This is a genomic window from Mesorhizobium sp. WSM4822 (assembly GCF_055811155.1).
Genome location: NZ_JBVVQM010000015.1, coordinates 90,969 through 113,812, shown reverse-complemented (window position 1 = coordinate 113,812; position 22,844 = coordinate 90,969). Strand labels below are relative to the sequence as shown.

Genomic DNA, 22,844 nt, shown 5'->3' with positions numbered 1-22,844 from the left:
AGATGCCATACGATCTCGTCATCCGCCATGCGACGCTGATCTCGGGCGATGGGTCGGATCGTTTCATGGCTGACCTCGCCATTGACGGTGACAGGATCGCTGCCACCGGCGATCTGGCCGATGCGCATGGCAGCCAGGAGATCGACGCCGCCGGCAAGATCGTCGCGCCGGGTTTCATCGACGTGCACACGCACGACGATGGCGCGCTGCTGGCGCCCGACGGCATGGTACCGAAGATCAGCCAGGGCGTGACGACGGTGATCGCCGGCAATTGCGGCATCAGCCTTGCGCCGCTGCTGCTCGACCGCGCACCGCCGCCGCCTTTCACGCTGGTCGGCCGCCAGGAGAACTTTCGCTTCGACCGTTTCGCTGACTATGTCGCCGAACTGAAAGACCGCGGTATCGCCACCAACGCGGCCCTGCTCGTCGGCCACACCACCTTGCGTCAGCGCTGCATGCCGGTGACCGACCGCCCGGCCAACATGATGGAGATGTTGGCGATGCAGGAGGCGGTGGCACAAGCGATGGCCGAAGGCGCGTTCGGGCTCAGCACCGGGCTCGACTATCCGCCGGCGGTCAATTCCTCGACCGAGGAGGTCAAGGCGCTGGCGGCGACGGCGGCAAGCCTCGGCGGCCCGTATGTCACGCATACGCGCAACTATTTCGAGACGATGGATGAGGCGATCGAGGAAGCCATCGACATTGCCGACCATGCCGGCGGCAAGCTGTTCATCTCGCATCACCAGTGCACCGGCCGCGCCAATTTTGGCAAGAGCGGCCCGTCGCTGAAACGCATCGACCGGGCGCGCGAGACAATGGACATCGGCATGGATGTCTACCCCTATGCCGCGAGCTCCACTGTGCTCAGGCTCGAGCGTTGCGACACCGGCCTGAAGATCCTCATCACCTGGTCCGATCCGCAACCCGAAATGGCGCAGCGCGAGATGGCCGACATTGCGCGCGAATGGAACTGCAGCGAGCGCGAGGCGGGCCAGCGCCTGCTGCCGGCAGGCGCGGTCTATTTTCAGCTCGACGAGACCGATGTCCGAAATATCATCGCGCATCCGCGCACGATGATCGGTTCGGACGGACTGCCGCACGACATCCACCCGCATCCACGCTTGTGGGGCACCTTTCCGCGCGTGCTTGGCCACTATGCGCGCGACGTTGGCCTGTTTAGTCTGGAAGAAGCCGTGCATCGCATGACCGGCCTGCCCGCGCGGGAATTCGGCATCGAGCAGCGCGGCACGCTGGCGTCCGGCAATTTCGCTGATCTGACGGTGTTCGACCCGCAGACGATCATCGACACCGCGACCTTCGAAGAGCCGCGCCAAGCCGCCGCTGGCATCGAACATGTCTTCGTCAACGGTGTGTGCGTGTGGAGTGACGGAAAGGCGACCGGGGCGCTGCCGGGCGCGGTGCTCAAGCCCACCACTTCAAAGACAATCGTGAAAGCAGCCTGCGGCTGCGGCGGTGATCACAGCGCATCGTAGAGGCTGTCGACCGTCTCCAGCGTGTAGACGAATTCGACCGGCCGCGTGCAGCGCCAACCGTCAAAACTCCGTCCGGCGAGCGCCTTGAGGGCCTCAGGCATGCGCAGGATGCCGCCGCCATAGAGGCGATTGGCCATGTCGAGCATGCCGGTGCGGTGCATCGCCTCGCTCATGCTGCCGCAGGCATCCTTGACCAGCCAGACCCTGAAACCTTGATAGACCGCGTCGAACACGCTCTCGGTCACGCAGCTGTCGGTGAGCACGCCGGTGATCATCAGGTTTTCGATCTTCAAGTCGACAAGCCGCTGCGAAAGATCGGTGCGGCGAAAGGCGCTCGGCCAGTGCTTGTGGATGACGATGTCGCCGGGCAGCGCCGCGACTTCGGCGCAGATGTCGGCGCCTTCGCTGCCGGCCACGGCGGAGCGAAACTCTTCGGTCAGAATCTCCTCCTGCCTGGCGTAACCGTCGCGCTCCTCCTGCTTCACCCAGGCCTGCGCGTGGATGACGGGAGTGCCGGCAGCACGCGCGGCTTCGATCAGCCGGGCGGCATTGGCGAGCACCGTATCATAGCCGACGACCGGCCAGGCTGCGCCGGGTCGGTATTCGTTCTGCAGGTCGATGACGAGCAAGGCGGCGTGGTTCATGGCTGATCCTTGTCGAAATCGGTGACGAAACGCAGGAGCAGACGGATCGCCTGATCGAGGTCGGCGATCGCCATCGCCTCATGCGGATTGTGGCTGCCGTTCTCGTTGCGCACGAACAGCATGGCGGTAGGAATGTTCGCGCTAGCAAAGGTCGCGGCGTCGTGCCCTGCCCCGCTTGGCACATGCGGCGCCGGCATGTGGATGTCGGCGGCAGCGCGGTCCAATCTCGCGATCAGTGTCGGCGACATCGTCGCCGGCTCCCAGGTGAAGCGCGGCCCGGCCTCGAAGCGCACACCGCGCCTGGCAGCAACTTCGGCGAAGAACGAGTGCAGCCGCGCCTCGATCCGCTCAAGGACAGTCGCCTCGGCGCTGCGCCCGTCGAGCGTGAAACCGAGTTCGCCGAGCACGCGACTGCCACCATGCTGCGTGGAGTCGGACTGCACACGGCCGAAGGTGATGGTGGCCTCCCGCCCTTCGCGCTCAAGCGCGTCCCATTCCGCTTCCAGGCCGGCGACCAGATCGGCGAAACCAAGCACGCTGTCATGCCGGGCAAAGCGCGGCTCGGCGCCGGAATGAGCGTAGGCGCCGAAGCATTTCGCATCGACATAGCGAAAGCCGCCGGCGATGCCGGTGACGATGCCGACGGGCGCCCCGGCTGCGACCAGGCGCGGTCCCTGCTCGATATGCACTTCAACAAAGGCGGCGATCCGGTCGGCGGCGATCCCCGGCACGCCGCGCCGCACGGCGTCGGGATCGAAGCCTTCCTCACGCATGTGGTCGGCCAGGGTACGGCCGCTGTCTGAGCGCTTCGCTTCCAACGCTGTGGGGTCGAGCAGGCCAAGTGCCGCCTGGCTGCCGGGATAGGACAGCGGGAACCACACCGCTTCCTCGGCGCGCGTTGCCAGCACGATCAGATCGCGTGGCAGTTGAACAGCTTGCCCGACCATTTCGGCCATCACCGCCAGCCCGGCCACGACACCCGCGGCGCCATCGAAATTGCCGCCATGCGGCACGCTGTCGAGATGGGAGCCGATGACGATCGCCGGCAAATCCGGATTACGGCCCTTCAGCGTCAGATAGAGATTGCCGGCGGGATCGGTGCGCGCCATCGCGCCGAGCTTTTCCGCCTCCTCGCGCATGAGATCATGGGCAAAGCGCTCGCCAGGTCCGTAGGCGACGCGCGTGATGCCCGGCGCGTCGGTGGTGGCTTGCGCCAGCGTCTCCAGCAGGCGTCCGGCCAGAACGCCGCCGGCCGTCAGTCCGGCATCGCTCATGAGGCGACCCGCGTGGATTGAGGTACGCGCAGCCGGTGCGGCGTCAGGTCTGCCAGCGACACGCCTTGCCTGGCGACATCATCCGGCATGCCGCCGCCCGCGATCAGGCTGGCGCAGACGCGCGAGAGTGCGGGCGAAGTCTTGATGCCATAGCCTCCCTGCCCGACCAGCCAGATGAAATCCGGCACCTCGTCATCCGGGCCGACGACGGGCGAACCGTCGGCGACAAACGTGCGCAGACCAGCCCAGGAGCGCGACACGCGCTGCACCTCGATGGTGGTCGCCTTTTCCAGACGCTCGGCGCCGATGGCGACATCGATGTCCTCGGCATACGCGTCCATCGGCTCCGATGGCGTCGCATCGGCCGGCGAGACGAAGAGCTGTCGTGCATCCGGCTTGAAATAGAACTCGGCGCCGACATCGTTGACCAGCGGCCAGTCAGTGATATCGACGCCGGAGGGCGCCGGAATGTTGAAGGCGGTGCGGCGCTTCGGCAGCAGGCCGACCGGGCGCACGCCTGCTATGACAGCGATCTCGTCGCCCCAGGCGCCGGCGGCGTTGACAATCCGCGCTGCGAGGAAGGTTCCGTCCGATGTTTCCACCCGCCATTGGCCGCCTTGCCGATCGATCCCCTTGACGCCGGCATTGGTGACGATCCGTGCGCCCCGCGAACGGGCGCCGCGCAGAAACCCCTGGTGCAGGCCGTTGACGTCGATGTCCATGGAATGCGGCTCGATATAGGCGCCGGCGAGATAGTCGGCGCGCAGCACCGGAACATGGCTGATCGCCTCGGCCGGCGTCATGGCGACGATGGACGGCACCAGCGCCTGCGCGGCCTCCAGATCCTGGCGCAAAAGCTCGAGTTGATCGGCGCGCGCCACGGTGATCATGCCGCGCTTGCTGAGAAGCGGATAATCCGAAAAGCCGGCCGGCGGTTCGGTCAGGAACGAGCGGCTGGCGAGCACGATGCGGCGGATGACGCCGTTGCCGTAGTTTTCGGTAAAGCTTGCCGCCGAGCGGCCGGTGGTGTGGTAGCCGCAATGGCTTTCCCGCTCGAGCAGCACCACCTTTTGGGAGCGGGAAATCTCGAATGCGGCGCCGGCGCCGGCTATGCCGCCGCCGATGACGATCACATCGGTTTCTTCAGGGACACTCATGGACATCCCTAACCATGGCTGTTTCTTTCGGGCGTGACACTGGGCGCGGCTCACCCAGCCGCCCGCGTTTGGCGCGGTCGCGGGCACCGCGGCCTTCTGCGAGATTGTCGGCCAGCGTGTTCTGCCGGGCGCAATCTTCCAGGGCAAGATCGGTGACGACAGGCACCGGTTTGCCGGCAATCGCGATGCCTTTCAGCCGCGCCCAGACGGCCCGACGCTTGCGCGTCTGGTGCGATTGCAGTTCGCCAAGCTCGGCAAAACTGCTCTCGCGCTTGATCGCCAGCGCGCCGGCTGTGACCGCAGCGTTGAACAGTTCGAGGCCACGCCCAGTGCGCACGATGACGCCGTTGAGGGCCTCGTCATCAACCGCCGGCCCGCCATTCAGCCAAGCATCGGACGCGACGATGTCGGCGACCTGGCCGATGGCGTCGGGGCAGATCTTGCAGCGCGGCTGGATCATCCATTTGTCCTCGTCTTCCCACAGCTGCCGGTAAGTGAGTTCGAAAGCGCGACCGTCCTTCGTCTCGATCCGGTTGAGGCCGGGGTTGCCGTAGCCGCGATAGCGAAACAGTGCGAGCTCGTCTTCGTCGAGGCCGAAGCGCTGCAACACCTGTTCCGATTTCGACAGGTCCGAAGCGCCGCCGCAGACGAAGGCGAGCGCATAGCGCATCAACTCGTCGACACGCGGATCATGCCGCGCCTGATTGCGCACGGCGGTGATGTCGCAAGGCTTGGCGATCAGGGCGAAAGGTTCGCCGCGCGCGAGTATCTCAGTGAAATCCTCAAGCGGTGCCGCCGGCCCGTAGCGCGAGCCGGCGCCTTCGAGAACCAAGGCGGCGTCAAAACTCAGGCGCCGCTCGCTGCGCATCGGCGCGGTGCGAGACGCCGAGACGTGCAGGACGAAGCTGACGCGGCCGGATGTTAGCAGGAATTGGCCAAGCGCCGTCAGCACGCCGCCGCTCGATGCCTGGAACCGCACCGTCTTGTCGCCGGCATAGGCGAGGCTGACCCGCTCGGCCGGCCCCCATACCGTGTCTGTCAGCGCGGCGGTATCTGTCTGCGACTGCGGTGGTCCGGCGATCCGCGTTCCCGGACAGACGGCGTTGATCTGCGTCAGGATCGAATGGCCGAGCGCCTTGCGGGCGACTGGCCGGAGGCGCCCCTCCGGCGTCATGATCATTTCGATCTCTTGTGCGCCGGCGAGCGACCGGCAAAGCCCGCAACCGACGCAGAGCCCATTCTCGATGATCTCATCGAGCGATAGCGGCGGCGCGATGCACGCGGCGGATGGAAGGCGGCCGGGGTCAGACATGGGAACCGGCAGGCTCGCTGATGAGGCGGTACTGATCGGGGCGACGGTAGAGCGAGAAGTCGAAATTCACCTTCCGGCAGGTGGCGATGAGATCGAGGTCGGCGCGATGAATGATGACCTCGTCGCCGAGCGAAATCGCCTGCGCAGCGATCTCGCCGGTCGGCGCGACGATGCAGGAACCGCCAATCAGCGCCTGGCCGTCTTCAAGGCCAGCCTTGGCGGCGGCGGCAACCCAGAGCGTGTTCTGGTAGGCGCCGGCCTGCATCGGCAGGTGGTTGTGGAACATTCTCAGATGCGCCAGCGCCGGCGCTTCGTCGAGCAGCAGCGGCGTGTTGTAGCCGAGCACCGCCACCTCAGCGCCGTTGAGGCAGAGCATGCGGTAAGTCTCAGGCCAGCGGCGGTCGTTGCAGATCGCCATGCCGACGCGCACGCCGCGATAGTCGAAGACCGGGAAGCCGAGATTGCCCGGTTCGAAATAGCGCCGCTCCAGATGCGTGGTGGTGCCTTCTTCCGGCTCGGCCGAGCCCGGCACATGCATCTTGCGGTAGCGGCCGACGAAGTGCCCGTCCGGGCCGACGAGGTCCATGGTGTTGAAATGATGTGTGCGGCCGTCTTCCTGCGCGAGTTCACAATAGCCGAGCGCGAAGCCGATCTTGAGGCGCGCGGCGGCATCGTAGAGGCGCTGCGTCTCTGGCCCCGGCATCGCGCTTTCGAAAAAGGCGTCGATCTCGGTCTGATCGTCGATGCGCCAGCGCGGGAAGAAGGTGGTCAGCGCCATTTCGGGAAAGACTGCAATCTCCGCGCCGGCAGCGGCGGACTGCTCCAGCAAATGGACGAGGCGGCCGACGGTCTCGGCACGCGTTGCGCTGCGCTGGATCGGCCCGGTCTGGCAGACCGCAATGGTCAGGCATCGAGCCATGGCGTCGTCTCCTCGACTGGTTTTCCCGAGCGGGCCGGATCGGTGGCGGTGCGCTCGACGAATTGTCCGAAGCCCGGCTGTGCCTTGAGCACGCCGTCGGCGATCACCGGCACGCCGCGCACCAGAACAGTGGTCGGCTTGCCGGTCACGCTTTTGCCCTCGTAGGGCGTGAAGTCGACGCGCGAATGCAAAGCGGCGTGGCCGAGCGTCCAGGACGCTTCGGGATCCCACAGCGCCAGATCGGCATCGAGGCCGACAGCTATGTTACCTTTGCGATCGGCGAGACCGTAGATAGAGGCGGCATTGCGCGACGTGAGATCGAGATAGCGCCCCAGCGTCAGCCGACCGGTCAACAACCCCTCGGAGAACAGCAGCGGCAGACGGGTCTCGATGCCGGGAATGCCGCTCAGCGTGGTGGTGAAATCAGGCGCTTGCGCCTTGCCGATCTTGTCGGCGAAGTAATAGGGCGAATGGTCGGACGACCAGAGATCGATGCCGCCATCGATCAGCGCCTGCCACAGATGCTCGTGGCTGCGCGGCGAACGCGGCGGCGGCGAAAAGACGAAACGCGCCGCATCGAGCGCCGGGCGGTCGAGATCGGCGCCGCTGATGAAGAGATATTGCGGGCAGGTCTCGGCGATGGCGTCGACACCGCGCGTCTTTGCGCGTGTCACCTCTTCGGCCGACTGCCAGGACGAGACATGGACGATGGTCATGCGTGCGCCGGTCATCTCGGCGTAGGCAAGCGCACGGTGCGTCGCCTCGCGCTCCATGGTCTCGCTGTGGGCGACGACATGGTAGCGGATGTCGGTGCGGCCGAGATCGATCAGCCTCTGGCGTGTGCGTCTTATCGCGGCGTCGTTCTCGGCATGGACCATGACGATCCAGCCCAGTGTATACGCCGTGTCCAGCACCTTGAAGAACAGGTCGTCGTCGACGGCAAAGCCCTGATAGGTCATGAACAGTTTGACCGAGGCGATGCCACGCCCGGCAAGCTCGGCGAGCTGCTGCGCGACATCGGCGCCGGTTCCCATCGTCACCACGGCATGCAGCCCGTAGTCGATCACCGCGCGACCCGCGGCGCGATCGAGCGCCCGATCGAGGGCGCCGATGGTCGACATATCGGGGCCTGGCATGCCGAACGGGACGATGCAGGTGGTGCCGCCGAAGGCGGCCGAGATGGTGCCGGATTCGAAATCATCGGCATTGCCCGCCCCACCCCAGACCGGCTGGTCGAGGTGGCAATGGGCGTCGATGCCGCCGGGCATGACCCAGCGTTTGCTGGCGTCGATCAGCGTCTCGCCGGAAAGACCGTTGCCGATCGCCGCGATGCGGCCGCCATCGATGGCGACATCGCACTCAGCCCAACCGTCGTCGAGCGCAACGCGTCCGCCTGTGATGACCAGCTCATGCATCCGGTTCGCTCAACCCAACCGGCATCAGCCGACAGCCGCCGTCACCATGATCTCGACGCGGTACTGGTCACCGGCAAGGCGCGCCTCCACCGTCGCGCGCACCGGCATGGCGCTGCGGTCGATCCAGGCGTCCCAGGCCGAGTTCATCATCTCGAAATCGGCAATGTCCCTAAGCCAGATCTGGGCGCTGAGAATTTGGGACTTGTCGCTGCCGGCCTTGGCCAGAAGGGCATCGATCTTGGCGAGGATCTGCTTGGTCTGCGAGGTGGTGTCGCCGGAGAGGTCGTCCGCCGTCAGGCCCGCGACATAGACGGTGCCGTTGTAGCGCAGTACCCGGCAGAAGCGTTGGCCGTTTTCAAGACGCTCGATCGTCATGGAATTCCTCCCTGCTGCTTTCGGTCAGGCAGCTCGCGATGTCGGTGACTTGCCTATGGTATGGACGGCACAAAACCGCTGTAAAGCCCTGCCGGCGGCCTAGATGCCGCTTTCCATCATCGGCATGGCCAAAAAAATCAAAGCCATAGCCGTATCTATCTTCGTTTGCAGCAATTGCAGTCCCGTGTAGCCTCTCGCTCTGGGTGGCGTCGGTGTCGGCGCGGCCAGGGGAGCAGCGCAGCCATGAGGTCGATCGCCCAATCCGCGATGCGGCTGTGGCAAAACGCAGAGCGCTCGCGCGCCTTGCTGCCGATCATGACCGGTATCTGTCTCGCCTGCATCGGCAGCGCCATGCTGACCACCGCCGTGTCGCTTCATCTCGGCAAGCCCGACATTCCCCCGGACGTCGTCCAGATCGTGCTCACCGCCTATCCCGTCGGCTTTTTCGTCGGCTGCCTGGTGACGCGCCCGGCGGTCGCCCATTACGGCCATGAGCGCACCTTCATGGGTGTCCTTGTGTTGGCGCTGCTGGCTGCGGCGGGCTTCGTCTTCACCGATTTCCTGCCGAGCTGGATCTGCTTTCGCCTGCTCGGCGGGCTGTCGATGGCGTCGCTGTTCGTCGTCTGCGAGAGCTGGATCAACCTCTATGCCGAGCAGCACAATCGCGGCGCGATGTTCTCGCTCTACATGCTGACGACGGCGATCGCGGTGCTGCTCGGACAACTCCTCGTCGCGCTTGTCGGCCCGCGATCGCCGCATCTGTTTCCGGTCGCGGCGGCGACGGTGCTGCTGGCGCTGGCGTCCAAATTCGTCGGCGGCCGCTGGCCGGCGCTGCCTGCCTCTCCCGCCGAGCCGGAGCATGCGAATGCGCCCGTCAAACGCCTCGGCCCGCTGGCGCTGTTCCGGCTGGCGCCGGTGACGGTCGTCGCCATCTTCCAGGGCGGCATCACCAACATGAACATCTTCGTGCTGACGCCGATCTACGGCACCCAGATCGGGCTGTCGGCGGGGACGACGGTCGGGCTCGTGACGACCATCAGCATCGCCGGCATGCTGGCGCAGACGCCCGTCGGCTGGCTGTCGGACCGGTTCGAGCGGCGGCTCATCCTGCTGGCGCAAGGCCTGCTGTCGGTCGTGCTGTGCGCCACAATCGCCTGGCTCGGCAATTCTTCCGAGCCGCTGCTGTTCGTGCTGTTCTTCCTTTACGGCGCCACGGCGCTGACGATCTATCCGGTGGCGATGGCCTTCGGCGCCTCGCAACTGCACAGCCGGCATATGGTCGGCGCCTCCGGCACGCTGCTCTTGCTCTACTCGATCGGCAATGTGGCGACGCCCGGCGTTTCCGCCGGCCTGATGGCGCATATGGGCGCACCGGCAATGTTCCTGCTGCTGGGCGGCGGCGCAGTGCTGGTCACGCTTGCCGCCTGCTACAATCTGCTACGCCGGCCGGTCTCGGCGAAGATCGTGCAGACCGTGGAGGAGCGCGTTTGATGACTTCCGCCATGAACCGCCTGCAAGACAGCGTCATCCTGATCGCGGGAGCGGCAAGCGGCATCGGTGCCGCGATCGCCAGGCGGTGCATCGCCGAGGGCGCCAGGGTGGTCTGCGCCGACTACGATCTCGGACCGGGAACGCAGCTTGCCGACACGCTCGGCCCTGCGGCGGTTGCCTGCCAATGCGATGTGACCGATAGCGGTTCCGCCCGGGCAGCTGTCGAGTTCGCCAGACAGAAATTCAACCGGCTGGACGGGCTGGTGCACAATGCCGCCGCACCGTCGACCAGCGCCACAGTCGTCGATCTCGACGAGAGCGCATGGCGGCGCGAACTCGATGTCGGCCTGACCGGCGCCTTCCTGATGAGCAAACACGCGGTGCCGCTGATCGCGGCCAGCGGCGGCGGCTCGGTGGTGTTCATCGGCTCGCAGTTCGGCCGCGTCGCGACCATAAGGGCTGTCGCCTATTGCGCCGCCAAGGCCGGGCTCATCCATCTCGCCAAGGCGATGGCGGTCGATCACGCGGCCGACAAGGTGCGCGTCAACAGCCTGTCGCCGGGTGCGGTGGCAACGACGCGGCTGCTGCGCCGCTTTAGGGATTTCGAGGCCGCCAATGCCGCGCTCGGGCCGGCGCATCTGCTCGGCCGGATCGCCGAGCCGGAGGAGATCGCAGCGGCAGCTGCCTTCCTGCTTTCGCGGGATGCATCCTTCGTCACCGGCTCCGACATGCTCGTGGATGGTGGCTATGCGACGCGCTGAATTCTTCCGATCGATTTCAAAGGAGTTCCCATGACGCTTCTCGTCACCGGCGGCACCGGTTTTGTCATGAGCGTGGTTGCGCGCGAATGGCTGGATCGCGAGCCGCAAGCCCGCGCCGTCATCCTGGACCGATCCGGCCTCGACGCGATCGCCGAGAAATTCTTTGCGCCGGTGCGCGACCGCCTCACCGTGCTGACGGCCGACATACTGGATCCCACGGAATGGGCGGCAGCGCTCGATGCGCATGGCATCACGGCAATCGTCCATGGCGCGACGGTGACGCCGAACTCGCGCCCGAGCGATCCAAGCCAACCACCCGAGGCCAACGATCCGGCCGCCATCGTCGACGTCAATCTGATGGGCACTGTGCGGATGCTGGAATGGGCGCGCGGCCGCCCCGGCATCAAGCGCTTCGTCTATGTCAGTTCCGGTTCGGTCTATCGTCACAACGGGCCGGACTGGAGCGGCGAGCCGCTGCCCGAGGACGGCTATGTCGCGCCGCTGACGCTTTACGGCATTTCGAAATTCGCCGCCGAAATGGTCACCAACCGCTACGCCGATCTGTTCGGCCTGTCCGCCATCTCTGTCAGGCTGTCCTCGGTCTACGGGCCGATGGACCGCGTCACCGGCAGCCGCAATGTGCGCCATTTGCCGAACCGCATCGCGCATATGGCGTTTGGCAACGAGACGATCCGGCCGAACAGTCTGGAGCCGCTCGGCGATTACGTGCTGTCGAGCGACGTCGCCAAGGCGATCATGGCGCTGCTCGATGCCAAGACCTTGCGCTACCGCCACTACAATATCGGTAGCGGCGGCACGCAGACGGTCGGCGACTTCATCGGCTGGGCCGCCGAGCGCTTCCCCGGCCTGAAGAGCGGAGTCAGCCCGCAAGAGACGGCGAACATCACCATGAACGCGGCGCTGAAGACGGGCATGTGGGGCGAATACGATCTTGCCCGCATCGAGCGCGATACGGACTGGCGGCCGACGCCGGCGAAACAAGCTTTCCACGATTACATCGACTGGATCGTCACCAACGAAAGCTGAGGAGCAGAGCGATGCCGACCGATTTTCAGCAACCGCGCGACTTCGTCGGCTACGGCCCGAACCCGCCCTTCATGAGCTGGCCGGGCGGCGTCAAGCTCGCCATCAACCTGGTGCTCAACTACGAAGAAGGCTCGGAATATTCCTGGCTCGAGGACGGCCGCAATGACAATTGGGGCGAGTACAATCTCACTTCCAGTCCACCGGTGCGCGACCTCGGCACCGAGACCCATTTCGAATATGGCAGCCGCGCCGGCGTCTGGCGCCTGGCGCGGCTGTTCGATCGCTACGACATTCCGGTCACCTTTTCCGCCTGCGCCGTGGCGCTGGAGCGCAACCCGCCTTTGGTCGAGTGGATGAAGAGCCGCCGGCATGACCTGATGGGCCACGGCCTGCGCTGGATCGACTACACGACCATGGAGCGCGGCGAGGAGGAGCGCCATTTGCATGAAGCGATCGCGCTCTACCAGAGACTGATGGGGCGGCGCCCGCTGGGCTGGAACTGCCGCTCGCTGCCGAGCGTCAACACGCGCGACCTTTTGGTGCGCGAGGGTGGGTTCCTCTACCACTCCGACCCGTGCAACGACGACCTGCCCTATTTCCTCGACCATCAGGGCACCGAGATCCTGGTCGTCCCCTATTCCAAGACGCTCAACGACAGCCGCTATCTCGTGGCACCCGGCTACAGCAATCCACGCGACTTCGCGCAGGATTGCCGCTCGGCCATCGACTACATGCTCGACGAGGCCGACGAGACCGGCGGCCGCATGCTGACGATCGGCATCCATGCGCGCTGGATTGGCCAGCCCAACCGTGCCTCCGGCTTGCGCGAAGTGATCGAGCATGTGAAGACGAAGCCGGCCGCCGCCTTCATGCGGCGCGAGGACATTGCCCGTTTCTGGCTGGAAAACCACGCCGGCTTCGAGCGGCGCGGCTGAGTATGTTCGAGACGCTGATCAGGGGCGCGACGATCGTCAATGCCGACAGGCAGGAACCGCGCGACGTCGGCATTGCCGGCGGCCGCATCGCAGCGCTGATGGCCCCCGGCGGAGCAGCTGAAGCCGCGACGGTGCTGGATGCTTCCGGTTGCCTCCTCTTGCCCGGCCTGGTCGACGCGCATGCGCATCTGCGCGAACCTGGTCTGACGCATAAGGAAGACTTTTCCTCGGGCACGCATGCCGCAGCCCTTGGCGGGGTGACGACGGTGCTCGACATGCCGACTGACGAGCCATGGACGGCCAGCGCCCAAGAGCTCGCCGACAAGATGGCGATGGCGACAGGCCGCCTCCATGTCGATGTCGGTTTCCAGGCCGTTGTGAGCCGCGATTTGTCGCGCATTGCGGGCCTGCTCGCGTTCGCACCGGTGTCGTTCGAACTGTTCACCGCCGATGTGCCGAATGCCTTCCTGTTTCGCAATTTCGACGCAGTTGCCGAGGCGCTCAGGCATTTCGGCCATGCCGACACGCTGATCGGCATTTCGCCGGGCGACCAGTCGATGCTGACCGGCGCCAACGAGCGCAACCAGACGGGGACCATCGCAGCCTTTCTTGACAGCCGGCCACCGCTGGCGGAAGCCGGCGGCGTTGCACGCGCCGTACTAGCCGCCGCCGCGACAGGCGCGCGCATTCACGTCCGGCAAATCAACTCGGAACCGGGCGTCGAAGTATGGACCCGGCTGCGCGACCGGGCTGATGCCAGCGTCGAGACGACGCCGCAAAACCTGTTCTTCACCGCCGACGATTACGAGACGCAAGGCTCCAGGCTAAAGGGCTCACCGCCGTTGCGGTCGCGGCAGGATGTCGAAGCCTTGCGCGCGGCGCTGAAGGGTGGGCTGATCGACATCGTCGCCACCGATCACGCACCGCATGCGCCGGCCGAAAAGGGCGCCAGCTGTGCTGCTTTCGCCGACATTCCCGGCGGTATGCCAGGACTGCAGACGCTGCTACAGGTGATGCTGAAGCTGGTCGACGAGGGGCTGATCACTTATGCCGATGTGGTGCGCATGTGCGCGCGCAATCCGGCCGAGCGTTTTGGGCTTGGCCGGCGCAAGGGACGCATCGCCGCCGGCTGCGACGCCGACTTGCTGATCGTCGACCCACGCCTGTCCAGTTCCATCTCGGATGCCGAGCAGGTCTCCCGCGCGGCTTACACGCCGTTCGACGGCTGGGCGGTCAAGGCGCGTCTGACCAATGTGTTTCTGCGCGGGCGAGAGATCGTGCGCGATCAGGTGCTGATCGGTGCGGAGCAAGGCAAAGTCGTGCGCCGGGAACATTGAGGAAAAGAAATGCCACTGCTCATGGACAAGGTCGCGATCGTAACCGGAGGAAGCTCGGGCATCGGCCGTGCCATCGCGCGGAAGTTCGCGGCGGAAGGTGCCGCCGTCGTCGTTGCCGACACGATCGAACTGCCGATCGAGGGCGGCGAGAGCACCGTGGCCCTGATCCAGTCGAGCGGCGGGACGGCAATGCATTTCGCGACCGACATTTCGGACTGGAATTCTGTCGATGCGCTAGTCGGCAAAACGACCGCGCGATTCGGCCGGCTCGACGTGATGGTCAACAATGCAGCCATCTACACCAGCACCAATCTGGTCGAGACCACGCCTGAGCAGTGGAACCGCGTGATCGGTGTCAACTTGACCGGGTTCTTCTACGGCTCCAAGCGCGCCGTCATGCAGATGCTCAGCCAGGCACCGATCAATGAGGTTCGCGGCCGTCTTATCAACATCTCCTCGCAGCATGGCATGGTCGCATGCCCCGGCGATCTTCCCTATTCGGTGAGCAAGGGCGGCATCGTGCAGATGACGCGGCAGATTGCCGTCGACCATGCCGGAGACCTCATCGTGTGTAACGCGATTGCGCCTGGCAAGATCATTACCGGCAAGCCGGGCGTGGCCAACGATCCCGACGCGCTAGCCTATTCACACAGCCGCACGCCTTGGCCGCGGCTCGGAACGCCGAACGACGTCGCGGGCGCCGCGCTGTTCCTCGCCAGCGACATGGCAAGCTATGTGACCGGCGTCAATCTGATGGTGGATGGCGGCTGGATGGCGGGCTGATCCGTCGCCGGCCGGGGACCCTAGCTTCACGCTCGGGCTGGCCCCTGGCAGCACACCCGGAGGCAAACGATTAAGACGAGAACCGTTGGCCTCGGCCCGCCCATTCCGGGCAGGCCACATGAGCCGTACAGGAACGACCATTCCATACCTGCCCGATACTGCGGCCAGCAGGTCGACCGGCGTGACTCCGACAGGTGATGTGGCACGAGCAGCCAGATCACGAGCCGCTGGAATTCGCCCAATGACGCCCGCACCTCTCGACAAGCGCTGGCCATCTAGGTGACCGCGATTGCCTAGGCACGATTTTCCTTCTCCCGCAGCTTCATCAGAAGGATCAGCAGCACGGTGCGCATCGCCTCATGGTGGCGGCTGTCAATCTCCACTGTCCAGTCATCAGGAGGGCAAGGCATGCAGGGAATAGCCAGTGCGGCCCGGGGCTCTTGTTTCGGGGGTACAAGTCGCACCGGCCACTGCGGGTTTTGCTTGGGTTGTCCTCCCCGCAGCGCCTAGGCTATTTGCATATTAGAGCGTGCGCAACTAAGCATTTCGGCCCTGACCAGCCGTAGCGGGGTCGGCTAAACGATTCCCCCAGCTATGATGATGATGGCGCCTAGCGCTATCGCTAGAAAGATGGCGATGACTACGAGATCGAAAGGGCTTCCGCCATTGCCCACGTTGTTATGGGTCGCTTTCGAATGAACCGTCTGTGCCATCTTCGCCATCTCTCGCCGTGGCCATTTTGGCGCCAACGGATGGCCGTTGAGGCGGTTCCGCGGGTTGTTCGAGATGCAGTCGGTGCTGCATATTAGCAACATCTTGACCAAGCGTCCGGACGCGCCAAATTCCTAAACATGGCCCGGGATATCAAAATCGGTGACAAGGTGGCGATCATTGCCACTGTGGGCAAGCGCATCGAGGAGCGTGTGGCCCTGCATATCCCGACCGCCAATTTTCCTTGTTCGATTATCGACCCCGAAGCCAAGCCAGGGGACAAGATGAGATTCGAGGGCGAGGTTGTGCATGTTGATGACGATTTGGGACGGGTCACCGTCCAGGCGCTGGGGCGCGTGACGGTCGACGCAGAGACCGTGCATCGCTCCGTCCGGCGCTACGGCGACATCACGGATCCGCGCGCCCATGTCCCAGCGTTCGACCTCATCGGGCTGTCCACCAGCGCGAAACCCCACGCGCACCAAGGACTGAACGCGCAGACCCCCTATCAGGGCCGATCCGCGCCACTCCGGGAACAGCGCGCCTTCGTAGAAGGCGAGCCCAGCCGGCGCGATCACCGGCGTCCAATAGACAGCGGGCGCCGCAAATTCCGGCCGTGTAGCGTGACGCGGAATCGCAGTGCCATTGTAGTTGTCGCCGTTAGAAACGACGGGCCAGCCATAGTTGCGATCCGGCTCGATCAGGTTGAACTCGTCGCCCCCGCGTGGGCCCATCTCGTGGAGCCATAGCCGACCGTCCGGCGCCATGTTGGAGCCCCTGTTTCATCCCTTACGAAATCTTTTCGAGGTCGAATTGTTTCGGTAAAAACCCGCTTCAGGCATCTTTGTACGCTTGTTACTGGGTCCCTCTTCCGCCGCAGCGCACCGGCCGAAGATCTTCACATATGCGGACGACGGACCTCCTGAATGTGGTCGATGGACGTCAGATTCCCGTGACCTCTAATGGCAACCCGTTGATTCTTCCAAATGGGCCAACGTCAGGCCTGGAGACGAGCGGACGTATCTCCAAGCAGCCGAACGTAGTCTGCCTCCGGCGGCCCGTAGGTGCCATTTGCAGATGCCATAAGGCCGCTGCGGTCCCGGATATGCACTTCGCCACGTCGGGAATAGATGAGCCCGCGCCCTTCCAGCACCTGAAGCCCAACGGTAACTCCTGGGCGTCTTGCTCCGAGCATGACGGCGAGAAACTCATGGGTGATCGCAAGACGATTACCTTGCACCCGATCATCACACATCAGAAGCCATCGCGCCAAACGCTCTTCAAGGTTTGATTTTGCGTTGATCAGGGCCGTATAGCTGGTTTGGATGTGGAAGTAGTGGACATAGCGCAAGAGGAAGAGGCGCAACGTCGGGCTCTTCATAAGAGCCGCTTTGAATGGCTCAGCCCCAATCCGGAAAGCGCTCCCGGGCGACTGGACGTAACATTCATGCGGGGCATAGTCAGCGCCCATCACGAGCGCGGCACCGGTCATTCCCTCAACGCCAACAAGCCCTACCTCGGCTTCCTTACTTGAAGCCGTCGCGACCACAGAAGCGATGCCGTCCTCCAGGAAGTAAACCGTCTCGATCTCCAAAGCGGCTTTCTCCAGGTTCATTTTTAAATTGAGGGCACACGGCTCAAGGTGTGGCTGCAGAAGCTCCAGGTCATCGGGTTTAAGCCGACGCAACAATTGGTTTTTATAGGAATCGTTCTCTGGATTGGTCATAGCTCAATCCCGCTTGGGGCAAGAGCTTTCCAATCTCCTTGCCGTCCGCGCCCGTAAAAACGTGCAGACGATCTTGTGACGCTACGCCTCTTGGCGCGACAATCATAGGAGAATGCGAATCGATGCACGGCGAGCCCCCGTCACCGTGATTACAAAAGACCTGGAAGGAATGTCAGAGTTGGAAACGTACCAAGCTCGGGTTTGTACTAAACCTACATTCTGACGCCCCGGCCTTTCGCGTGTCACCCGTCTCCCGTTAACCTGACCAGCGGGAGCGGCAACGGCCTATTCTTGGCTTCTGACCGCAACGATGCGAGGCATGGCCGAGCTTCGCTTCGACTCCCGTGCCCGTCTCGCCATTTTGTACCTGCGTCGCGATCTGACTACTTCTTCCGCCTGTTCGCGCGACATCTCCCCCGCGCGGCCAAACGGCTTCTTTTCTGGCATTCGATTGTCGTTGGAACTTTGTGTCACCGCCATGTCCGTCTCCGTTCGGAGCCGAACTTTGATTTGCCGGAACTGTTCCATGCAGCACCCATTGGTGGTGAGTGTGTTCTCAACTGAGAACGGCGTTATCGCGTGACTCAGATGCCCGAGGTCAAATCCGCCGCACTGGATCTAGTTTTGCATCAGAAACGCCATCTAGAATCCGGTGAGACAGCACGTCGAGCAGGTGGAGGTATTCAGTCAATCTTGCCGGGCTGATCGGCCTTGGATTCCTCCAAGTCCAACTGGGCGCGACTGGCAAGAAGCAAGGCTGCGATCAAATTTTCGTCGGCTGACTTTTTGCCGGTGTATAGGCGCACAAGCTCGCGCGCCTGGACCTTCCAATCGGAGTCAGGGCTATCCCGGACGGCTGACGTAAGAGCCCGGGAGAGTATGTCGAAATCCAACAACGAAATGCTCGGTCGGCTTCCTTTCACGGCCAAATCCATCCTGTTGATCTGCGGCGTTCGCGACACTCGAAAGGTGGACAATGACGAGCATCGGCATCACCAAAAATCGGTCCATTCCTTCACGTGCTCAATTTTCGGAAGCTCTCGGTGACCGATCATAGGACGCAGCGGCGCAGCGTAAATACCGCAGGGCAGCACCACCGCAATAACAAAGGTTAAGCGATAGGCACAAAGCCGACTAGCTGCGTCCAGCTTACCTCTCCGGCGCCCTGCCGTTCGCCGTCAAATTAGCGGAACCTAATCTCCCGGCGTTGCTTGTCTCGCTATGAACGATCATGCCGAGAAGCTGGTACCCGGTCCTGCACCAAAGTGGGAGAACCGGAACGGAATTTTGATCTCGGCCGCAGTCGTTGTGCTTGCGTTCTGGGCTCTTAGCGGCTGGTGGATCTTTAGATGAGCACACGCGGCATCAACTTTCTGCACAAATGGATTGCTAACGACATCCCAGAGACAGCGCCTCCCGATGCGGTCTCAATCGGAGAACTCACCCACAAGCTCTTGGCCGACGCCAAAGCGGTCGGCATCAAGAGAATAGAGCTGGATGAGGATGTGGATAGCCTTTACCGCATTTTCGTCGAAGCCATCGCTCACTTCGACGCCGGAATTCCAGAATAGTCCCACCGATCTATGATCTCATTCAAACAGCCGATGCATCCGCTGGTGGGATTTTTATCAAATGGCGATGCCGTTCGAACAACACTAGCTTGTCTGGGTAGCCGAGACGAATCTTAGCATCGCACGTCTCGCAGCGAAACATGGATATTACCTTGAACCATGACCCTCGCCTTACAATAGGATGGGAGCATTTGGGACAGTCGAAGACAAGCTCCGCATCCTCCAACTCGTTAGGTATGGGCATTGATAGTCCCTTTTGGGGAGTCTCGATCCATTTGGCAAACCGCGGTCGGGATAAGCCCCGTGACCGTGGCCGAAGATTGGATAATCATACGTCCATCCCACCCAGAACGCGTCAACGCTAACACACTACCGCCCATCCCTTTTGAGGTTAGGGTTCGCCCGCCAATGCGAACCGACGAGCGAACCCTAAGCGACGCAGGAAGGGACGTGGCTGCGCCTGCGCACCAACTGCTATCGTCCGCGACAGTTCCTGTCGGAGGCCACGCCCAGACCATTGCGTTTTGGCGGCGGGACTTAGGTCCGGCCCATGAACTCCGGAACGTTGAGGATGCACAGACATTGCTAATCGGGCAGCAGCATGTCCTCCTCCTCAGCCGCATCCTCGAAGAGCAGACGGAAGTTCTCGGTCGGCATCTTGCCATCCATCGCCCTCAGGCAGGCCTCGGCCGCCAGTCGCCATTTGGGACCACGGTTGGACCATTTCAGTAGTTCTTCGGCGGCAGTATCGATACGGCTGACCCCAAGCCGGACCCCCGGTCGGTCAGTCTTGACGTAGACAGGCGGGTTGAACCAACGAAGCGGCATCAGGGTTCGCCCACGTCGAAAGCAACGAACAGTCCCCATTTTGTGGCACAATCGACGACCATCGCGACCAACTGGCAGTCGGTTTCCATCATACCGGGGCCAAGCTCGCGCATGGCTGTAATGATCACTTTCACGAAGATAACGTCGCCCGGTTGAGAGTCCTTCAGGAGCTCGCGAACCAGTTCCTTGGCCGTGCGCTGTGCAGGCCAAACAGGTGTTTGAATATCCATCCCATCCTCCCAGAGAGACAGAACGCAACCACTCATTCTCAGGCGCACTTCCTTATGAAATCAAGAGCCGGAAACGTATAAAGCGGGTTGCAACGCGGGCGCTCCCCTTTGGATCTGGGCCTTGCCAGCGAGAACCTCAACGGGCTCTCATGGTCATGCCAGCACAGTGCGGAAAGTCGTGGATTTTGGGCGCGGGCAATTGCATCCCGCAGGACAGCTAGACGGTGATCTTAAGCATCAAACCGACGAGCGAGCGCCGAGGCCACTGCGCCTGCGCTTGACCGGGTCGAGTGTCCTGTCGGTGATCTGCCAAACATTTACCCGGACGGGAGATGCTCCCATTCGAGATGCATCGTGCGGAAGATGGTAGGGTTACGGCCGCAGAAGCGCCCCGCCAAACTGCGCCCACAAGCGTTCGCACTCTCTTGTCCTTAAGCTCGCCGTGCCCGGCTCGCCATAGAAGACCATGGCTCGGCGAACGTCGTATCCAAGCACGGAGGCGTTGGCCACGAACTGAATGGCCATTCCCAAGGTGATGGGACCGATTTTGGCCTCAGCTTTAGTGGTAAGGTCGACCACACCGAACACTTCCGCATTAGTGCTCCTGCCAGCCAAAACGGCCGTCGACATCGCATTATCCACGGCAAGGAGCATTTCGGTTAGTCGTCCGCTGAAACGGCTCTATAAACTTTCAAAAGTAAGGATGGTTCCCGTTCACGCGGCATCTCGCAAGTGGAGAGGTGTTCGGCTGCAACAACCAAACTGATCATGCGGCCTTTCTCATGCCTGCGTAGTTGCCATCGATCTGCTGGACCGAACGCTGCTTGACCCAGTTCCTTTCAGCGTCGAGCAGTTCACTCTGCCCAGTCAAGCCGTTCATAAACAACCTGAGTACGTGCGCAGCTATGTGCTCTCCGCTCTCCGAAGCGAGAGGTACGCCGCGCTCTTTGCAGACCATTTCACAAACTCGGGCCAGCATCTCAATATCGCTCGGCTCCAAAAACCTACCCGGATACAACATACCGTTTCCTTGTTGGACAGTTACGATAGCTGTCCCTTACGCAAGGTCACCAGCAGCCACAATCAACTATGATAGTGACATCTCGATTGTCGCAAAAAAGGCTTCGGTCGCAAGATGGCGGCGCTTTCTGGCCACGGCCGTCATCTGCTCGGCAGCGCAGCGGAACATTAGCGCCAGCTGTAAGTTGGGTACCAACCTCAATCAGGTCCTTGATGGCACAGAATCCTTCCTCGAACATTTTGATCCGTAAGCTCCAGACGATCTCTGGCCTCGGACAATCAGACACTGCGATTTTGGAAAACGTCGCAATTCAGGAGAAGGAATATCAGGCCAATGCGGACATTCTGCGCGACGGCGACCAGCCGACGCTTTCCTTTGTTGTTCTAGACGGCCTGATAGGCTCGACCAAAATGACAGGTGATGGCAAACGCCAGATCACCTCGTTTTTCGTTCCCGGCGATATTCCTGACCTCCATGGACTGCACCTGTCGGTCATGGACTGCAGTTTTACACCTCTAATGCCCTCTCGCGTAGGCTTCATGCGGCATGACGCCCTTCGCGCTATTTGCGACCAGCACCCCTCCATCATGAGGGTTTTTTGGCGCTCGACAGTAATTGATGCGGCGATCTATCGAGAGTGGGTCACCAACGTTGGAAGACGCGACGCCTATACTCGTATGGCTCACATTTTGTGCGAACTCATTGTCCGCCTCCGGGCGGTCGGCCGCATTGAAGATCATGTGGCCCGCCTTCCGATAACGCAGGCGGCGCTTGGTGATGCGCTTGGCCTTTCCACCGTGCACGTGAACCGAGTCCTTCAGGATCTTAGACGCGACGGTCTGATATCCACCGTTGGTTCCCGTTTTCATGCAACCGACTGGGCAGGGCTCATTCGCGCCGGAGATTTTGACCCTACCTATCTGCACCAAACAGGCCGCTGAAGCGTTGTGGCAACAGAGGTGTTCCATGGCGAGATATTTCTTTGACAGCGCTGACCGGGACGAGCTCGTGAAAGACGAGGTGGGAATTGAATGTGACGGCATCGAGGGAGCATGTCGTGAGGGCATGGAGGGGCTCAGAGATCTGGCCCGAGAATCCCTGAAGGACTACGACGGCCAGCAATTAGCGATCCATGTCAGGGACGAAACTGGTCAGAGGCTGCTAAGCTTGAGCATCACCCTCCAGAAGAAGCTGAGTGTCAGGTGAGCTGAGCTGGCTTTACGGCGGCTACTATTATGCAGAGATTGTCGGTTCCACGCAGAGATTGAAGGCCGGGGACGCCAGAATACTTGCTGGCCGCTCCTTGGCGGTGAACGATTAAGGTGCCCCGAATGCGGCTGAACTTAGTGGGGCTAACGATTGCGCCTAGAAACGCAATTCAACGGCTGGGTAGCGGTTCCCTTTTTGGCCAGCCAATCCAGTATCTTTCGGGACTCCGCGATTGTGCGACGAGTCTCCAGGATTGTCACAAATAAGTCGTCGGTCTGTACTGCGGCGCGTTGCTGGTGTAGCCGTGCGCTTGGGTTAAATAAGTCGTCGGGTTTCCACGCGCTCTTCACTGGCCGGTCCATTGCGTAGCAGCTCGAACGTCACCTTTACCACAAACAGCGCCTTGCTGGCCCCATCATGTACTTGGAAGGCGACTTCCCTGTAGGTTCCGTCCGGCATTTGGTCTTTCGCAATCTCAAGCAGGGCCCTCGATGCCTCGTCTTCTGCGGCTTCCCGGCTTGTAAGCTCGGTGCCTTCGGTGTCGGGGTAAAGGTCACCGTTGTCAGTGAGATCGAAGAAGAAGCGGGCCATGCCCTCCTAACTGC

Annotated in this window: 23 protein-coding genes and 1 pseudogene; 11 read left to right on the top strand and 13 right to left on the bottom strand. The window is 62.7% G+C overall.

Annotated features, from left to right (window positions below):
- Positions 1-2: 2 nt before the first annotated feature.
- A complete protein-coding gene (locus tag AC0L3E_RS28855; RefSeq protein ID WP_473606193.1) occupies positions 3-1,493 on the top strand; it encodes an N-acyl-D-amino-acid deacylase family protein in 1,491 nt (496 codons plus the stop codon).
- Here AC0L3E_RS28855 and AC0L3E_RS28850 read toward each other — a convergent pair.
- Genes AC0L3E_RS28850 through AC0L3E_RS28820 form a run of 7 tightly spaced genes read right to left on the bottom strand, consistent with a single transcriptional unit; the run spans position 1,478 to position 8,589 of the window.
- On the bottom strand, positions 1,478-2,137 hold the full coding sequence (locus AC0L3E_RS28850; RefSeq protein ID WP_473606192.1) for a cysteine hydrolase family protein: 660 nt from the start codon (positions 2,135-2,137) through the stop codon (positions 1,478-1,480). The genes AC0L3E_RS28855 and AC0L3E_RS28850 overlap by 16 nt on opposite strands.
- Positions 2,134-3,411, bottom strand: coding sequence for a Zn-dependent hydrolase (locus tag AC0L3E_RS28845; protein ID WP_473606191.1), 1,278 nt, complete (start codon positions 3,409-3,411; stop codon positions 2,134-2,136). The genes AC0L3E_RS28850 and AC0L3E_RS28845 overlap by 4 nt, the downstream gene beginning before the upstream one ends.
- Positions 3,408-4,568, bottom strand: coding sequence for an NAD(P)/FAD-dependent oxidoreductase (locus tag AC0L3E_RS28840; protein WP_473606190.1), 1,161 nt, complete (start codon positions 4,566-4,568; stop codon positions 3,408-3,410). Before AC0L3E_RS28840 ends, AC0L3E_RS28845 begins: the two co-directional genes overlap by 4 nt.
- Positions 4,555-5,880, bottom strand: a complete 1,326-nt coding sequence (locus AC0L3E_RS28835; RefSeq protein WP_473606189.1) for a Coenzyme F420 hydrogenase/dehydrogenase, beta subunit C-terminal domain — start codon at positions 5,878-5,880, stop codon at positions 4,555-4,557. The genes AC0L3E_RS28840 and AC0L3E_RS28835 overlap by 14 nt, the downstream gene beginning before the upstream one ends.
- Positions 5,873-6,799, bottom strand: a complete 927-nt coding sequence (locus tag AC0L3E_RS28830) for a nitrilase-related carbon-nitrogen hydrolase (RefSeq protein WP_473606188.1) — start codon at positions 6,797-6,799, stop codon at positions 5,873-5,875. The genes AC0L3E_RS28835 and AC0L3E_RS28830 overlap by 8 nt, the downstream gene beginning before the upstream one ends.
- Complete coding sequence (hydA, locus tag AC0L3E_RS28825; RefSeq protein WP_473606186.1) at positions 6,784-8,214, bottom strand: dihydropyrimidinase; 1,431 nt, start codon at positions 8,212-8,214, stop codon at positions 6,784-6,786. The genes AC0L3E_RS28830 and hydA overlap by 16 nt, the downstream gene beginning before the upstream one ends.
- Before the next feature lie 24 nt (positions 8,215-8,238).
- Complete coding sequence (locus AC0L3E_RS28820; RefSeq protein WP_473606185.1) at positions 8,239-8,589, bottom strand: RidA family protein; 351 nt, start codon at positions 8,587-8,589, stop codon at positions 8,239-8,241.
- 243 nt (positions 8,590-8,832) lie between these two features.
- On the opposite strand from AC0L3E_RS28820, the gene AC0L3E_RS28815 reads away from it, so the two are divergent.
- The 6 genes from AC0L3E_RS28815 to AC0L3E_RS28790 are packed head-to-tail and all read left to right on the top strand — an operon-like array spanning position 8,833 to position 14,943.
- Positions 8,833-10,080 carry an MFS transporter gene (locus tag AC0L3E_RS28815; protein ID WP_473606183.1) on the top strand — a complete coding sequence of 416 codons (1,248 nt, stop codon included), beginning with the start codon at positions 8,833-8,835 and terminating at the stop codon, positions 10,078-10,080.
- Complete coding sequence (locus tag AC0L3E_RS28810; RefSeq protein ID WP_473606182.1) at positions 10,080-10,841, top strand: SDR family NAD(P)-dependent oxidoreductase; 762 nt, start codon at positions 10,080-10,082, stop codon at positions 10,839-10,841. The genes AC0L3E_RS28815 and AC0L3E_RS28810 overlap by 1 nt, the downstream gene beginning before the upstream one ends.
- A 30-nt stretch (positions 10,842-10,871) precedes the next feature.
- A complete protein-coding gene (locus AC0L3E_RS28805) occupies positions 10,872-11,888 on the top strand; it encodes an NAD-dependent epimerase/dehydratase family protein (RefSeq protein ID WP_473606181.1) in 1,017 nt (338 codons plus the stop codon).
- Positions 11,889-11,899: 11 nt separating this feature from the next.
- A complete protein-coding gene (locus AC0L3E_RS28800; protein WP_473606179.1) occupies positions 11,900-12,823 on the top strand; it encodes a polysaccharide deacetylase family protein in 924 nt (307 codons plus the stop codon).
- A 2-nt stretch (positions 12,824-12,825) separates the two neighbouring features.
- Entirely contained in the window at positions 12,826-14,160 is a 1,335-nt protein-coding gene (locus AC0L3E_RS28795; RefSeq protein WP_473606178.1) for a dihydroorotase, read from the top strand.
- Positions 14,161-14,169: 9 nt separating this feature from the next.
- A complete protein-coding gene (locus tag AC0L3E_RS28790) occupies positions 14,170-14,943 on the top strand; it encodes an SDR family NAD(P)-dependent oxidoreductase (protein WP_473606176.1) in 774 nt (257 codons plus the stop codon).
- A gap of 1,091 nt (positions 14,944-16,034) precedes the next feature.
- On the opposite strand, the pseudogene AC0L3E_RS28785 reads toward AC0L3E_RS28790, so the two are convergent.
- Positions 16,035-16,430, bottom strand: a pseudogene (locus AC0L3E_RS28785) (PQQ-dependent sugar dehydrogenase); the annotation flags it as partial.
- A 221-nt stretch (positions 16,431-16,651) separates the two neighbouring features.
- Positions 16,652-17,380 carry a Crp/Fnr family transcriptional regulator gene (locus AC0L3E_RS28780; protein WP_473606175.1) on the bottom strand — a complete coding sequence of 243 codons (729 nt, stop codon included), beginning with the start codon at positions 17,378-17,380 and terminating at the stop codon, positions 16,652-16,654.
- Between the two features lie 319 nt (positions 17,381-17,699).
- Here AC0L3E_RS28780 and AC0L3E_RS28775 point away from each other — a divergent pair, with 319 nt between their 5' ends.
- On the top strand, positions 17,700-17,963 hold the full coding sequence (locus AC0L3E_RS28775) for a hypothetical protein (RefSeq protein ID WP_473606174.1): 264 nt from the start codon (positions 17,700-17,702) through the stop codon (positions 17,961-17,963).
- A 766-nt stretch (positions 17,964-18,729) separates the two neighbouring features.
- Positions 18,730-18,951 (top strand): DUF768 domain-containing protein, encoded by a 222-nt coding sequence (locus tag AC0L3E_RS28770; RefSeq protein ID WP_013525056.1) that lies wholly within the window; start codon positions 18,730-18,732, stop codon positions 18,949-18,951.
- 585 nt (positions 18,952-19,536) lie between these two features.
- On the opposite strand, the gene AC0L3E_RS28765 is transcribed toward AC0L3E_RS28770, so the two are convergent.
- The 3 genes from AC0L3E_RS28765 to AC0L3E_RS28755 all read right to left on the bottom strand — a co-directional run bounded on the left by AC0L3E_RS28765 (position 19,537) and on the right by AC0L3E_RS28755 (position 20,639).
- Positions 19,537-19,779: a DUF982 domain-containing protein gene (locus AC0L3E_RS28765; RefSeq protein ID WP_473606173.1), complete on the bottom strand. Its 243-nt coding sequence runs from the start codon at positions 19,777-19,779 to the stop codon at positions 19,537-19,539.
- Positions 19,779-20,009 carry a hypothetical protein gene (locus AC0L3E_RS28760; RefSeq protein WP_473606172.1) on the bottom strand — a complete coding sequence of 77 codons (231 nt, stop codon included), beginning with the start codon at positions 20,007-20,009 and terminating at the stop codon, positions 19,779-19,781. The genes AC0L3E_RS28765 and AC0L3E_RS28760 overlap by 1 nt, the downstream gene beginning before the upstream one ends.
- A 372-nt stretch (positions 20,010-20,381) precedes the next feature.
- Positions 20,382-20,639 (bottom strand): hypothetical protein, encoded by a 258-nt coding sequence (locus AC0L3E_RS28755; protein WP_473606171.1) that lies wholly within the window; start codon positions 20,637-20,639, stop codon positions 20,382-20,384.
- A gap of 603 nt (positions 20,640-21,242) precedes the next feature.
- Between AC0L3E_RS28755 and AC0L3E_RS28750 the strand changes: the two genes are divergently transcribed.
- On the top strand, positions 21,243-21,971 hold the full coding sequence (locus AC0L3E_RS28750; RefSeq protein WP_473606170.1) for a Crp/Fnr family transcriptional regulator: 729 nt from the start codon (positions 21,243-21,245) through the stop codon (positions 21,969-21,971).
- Positions 21,972-21,996: 25 nt separating this feature from the next.
- A complete protein-coding gene (locus AC0L3E_RS28745; RefSeq protein WP_473606169.1) occupies positions 21,997-22,236 on the top strand; it encodes a DUF6894 family protein in 240 nt (79 codons plus the stop codon).
- Positions 22,237-22,554: 318 nt separating this feature from the next.
- Here AC0L3E_RS28745 and AC0L3E_RS28740 read toward each other — a convergent pair whose 3' ends face one another.
- Entirely contained in the window at positions 22,555-22,830 is a 276-nt protein-coding gene (locus AC0L3E_RS28740; RefSeq protein ID WP_473606168.1) for a DUF6894 family protein, read from the bottom strand.
- Between the last annotated feature and the right edge of the window lie 14 nt (positions 22,831-22,844).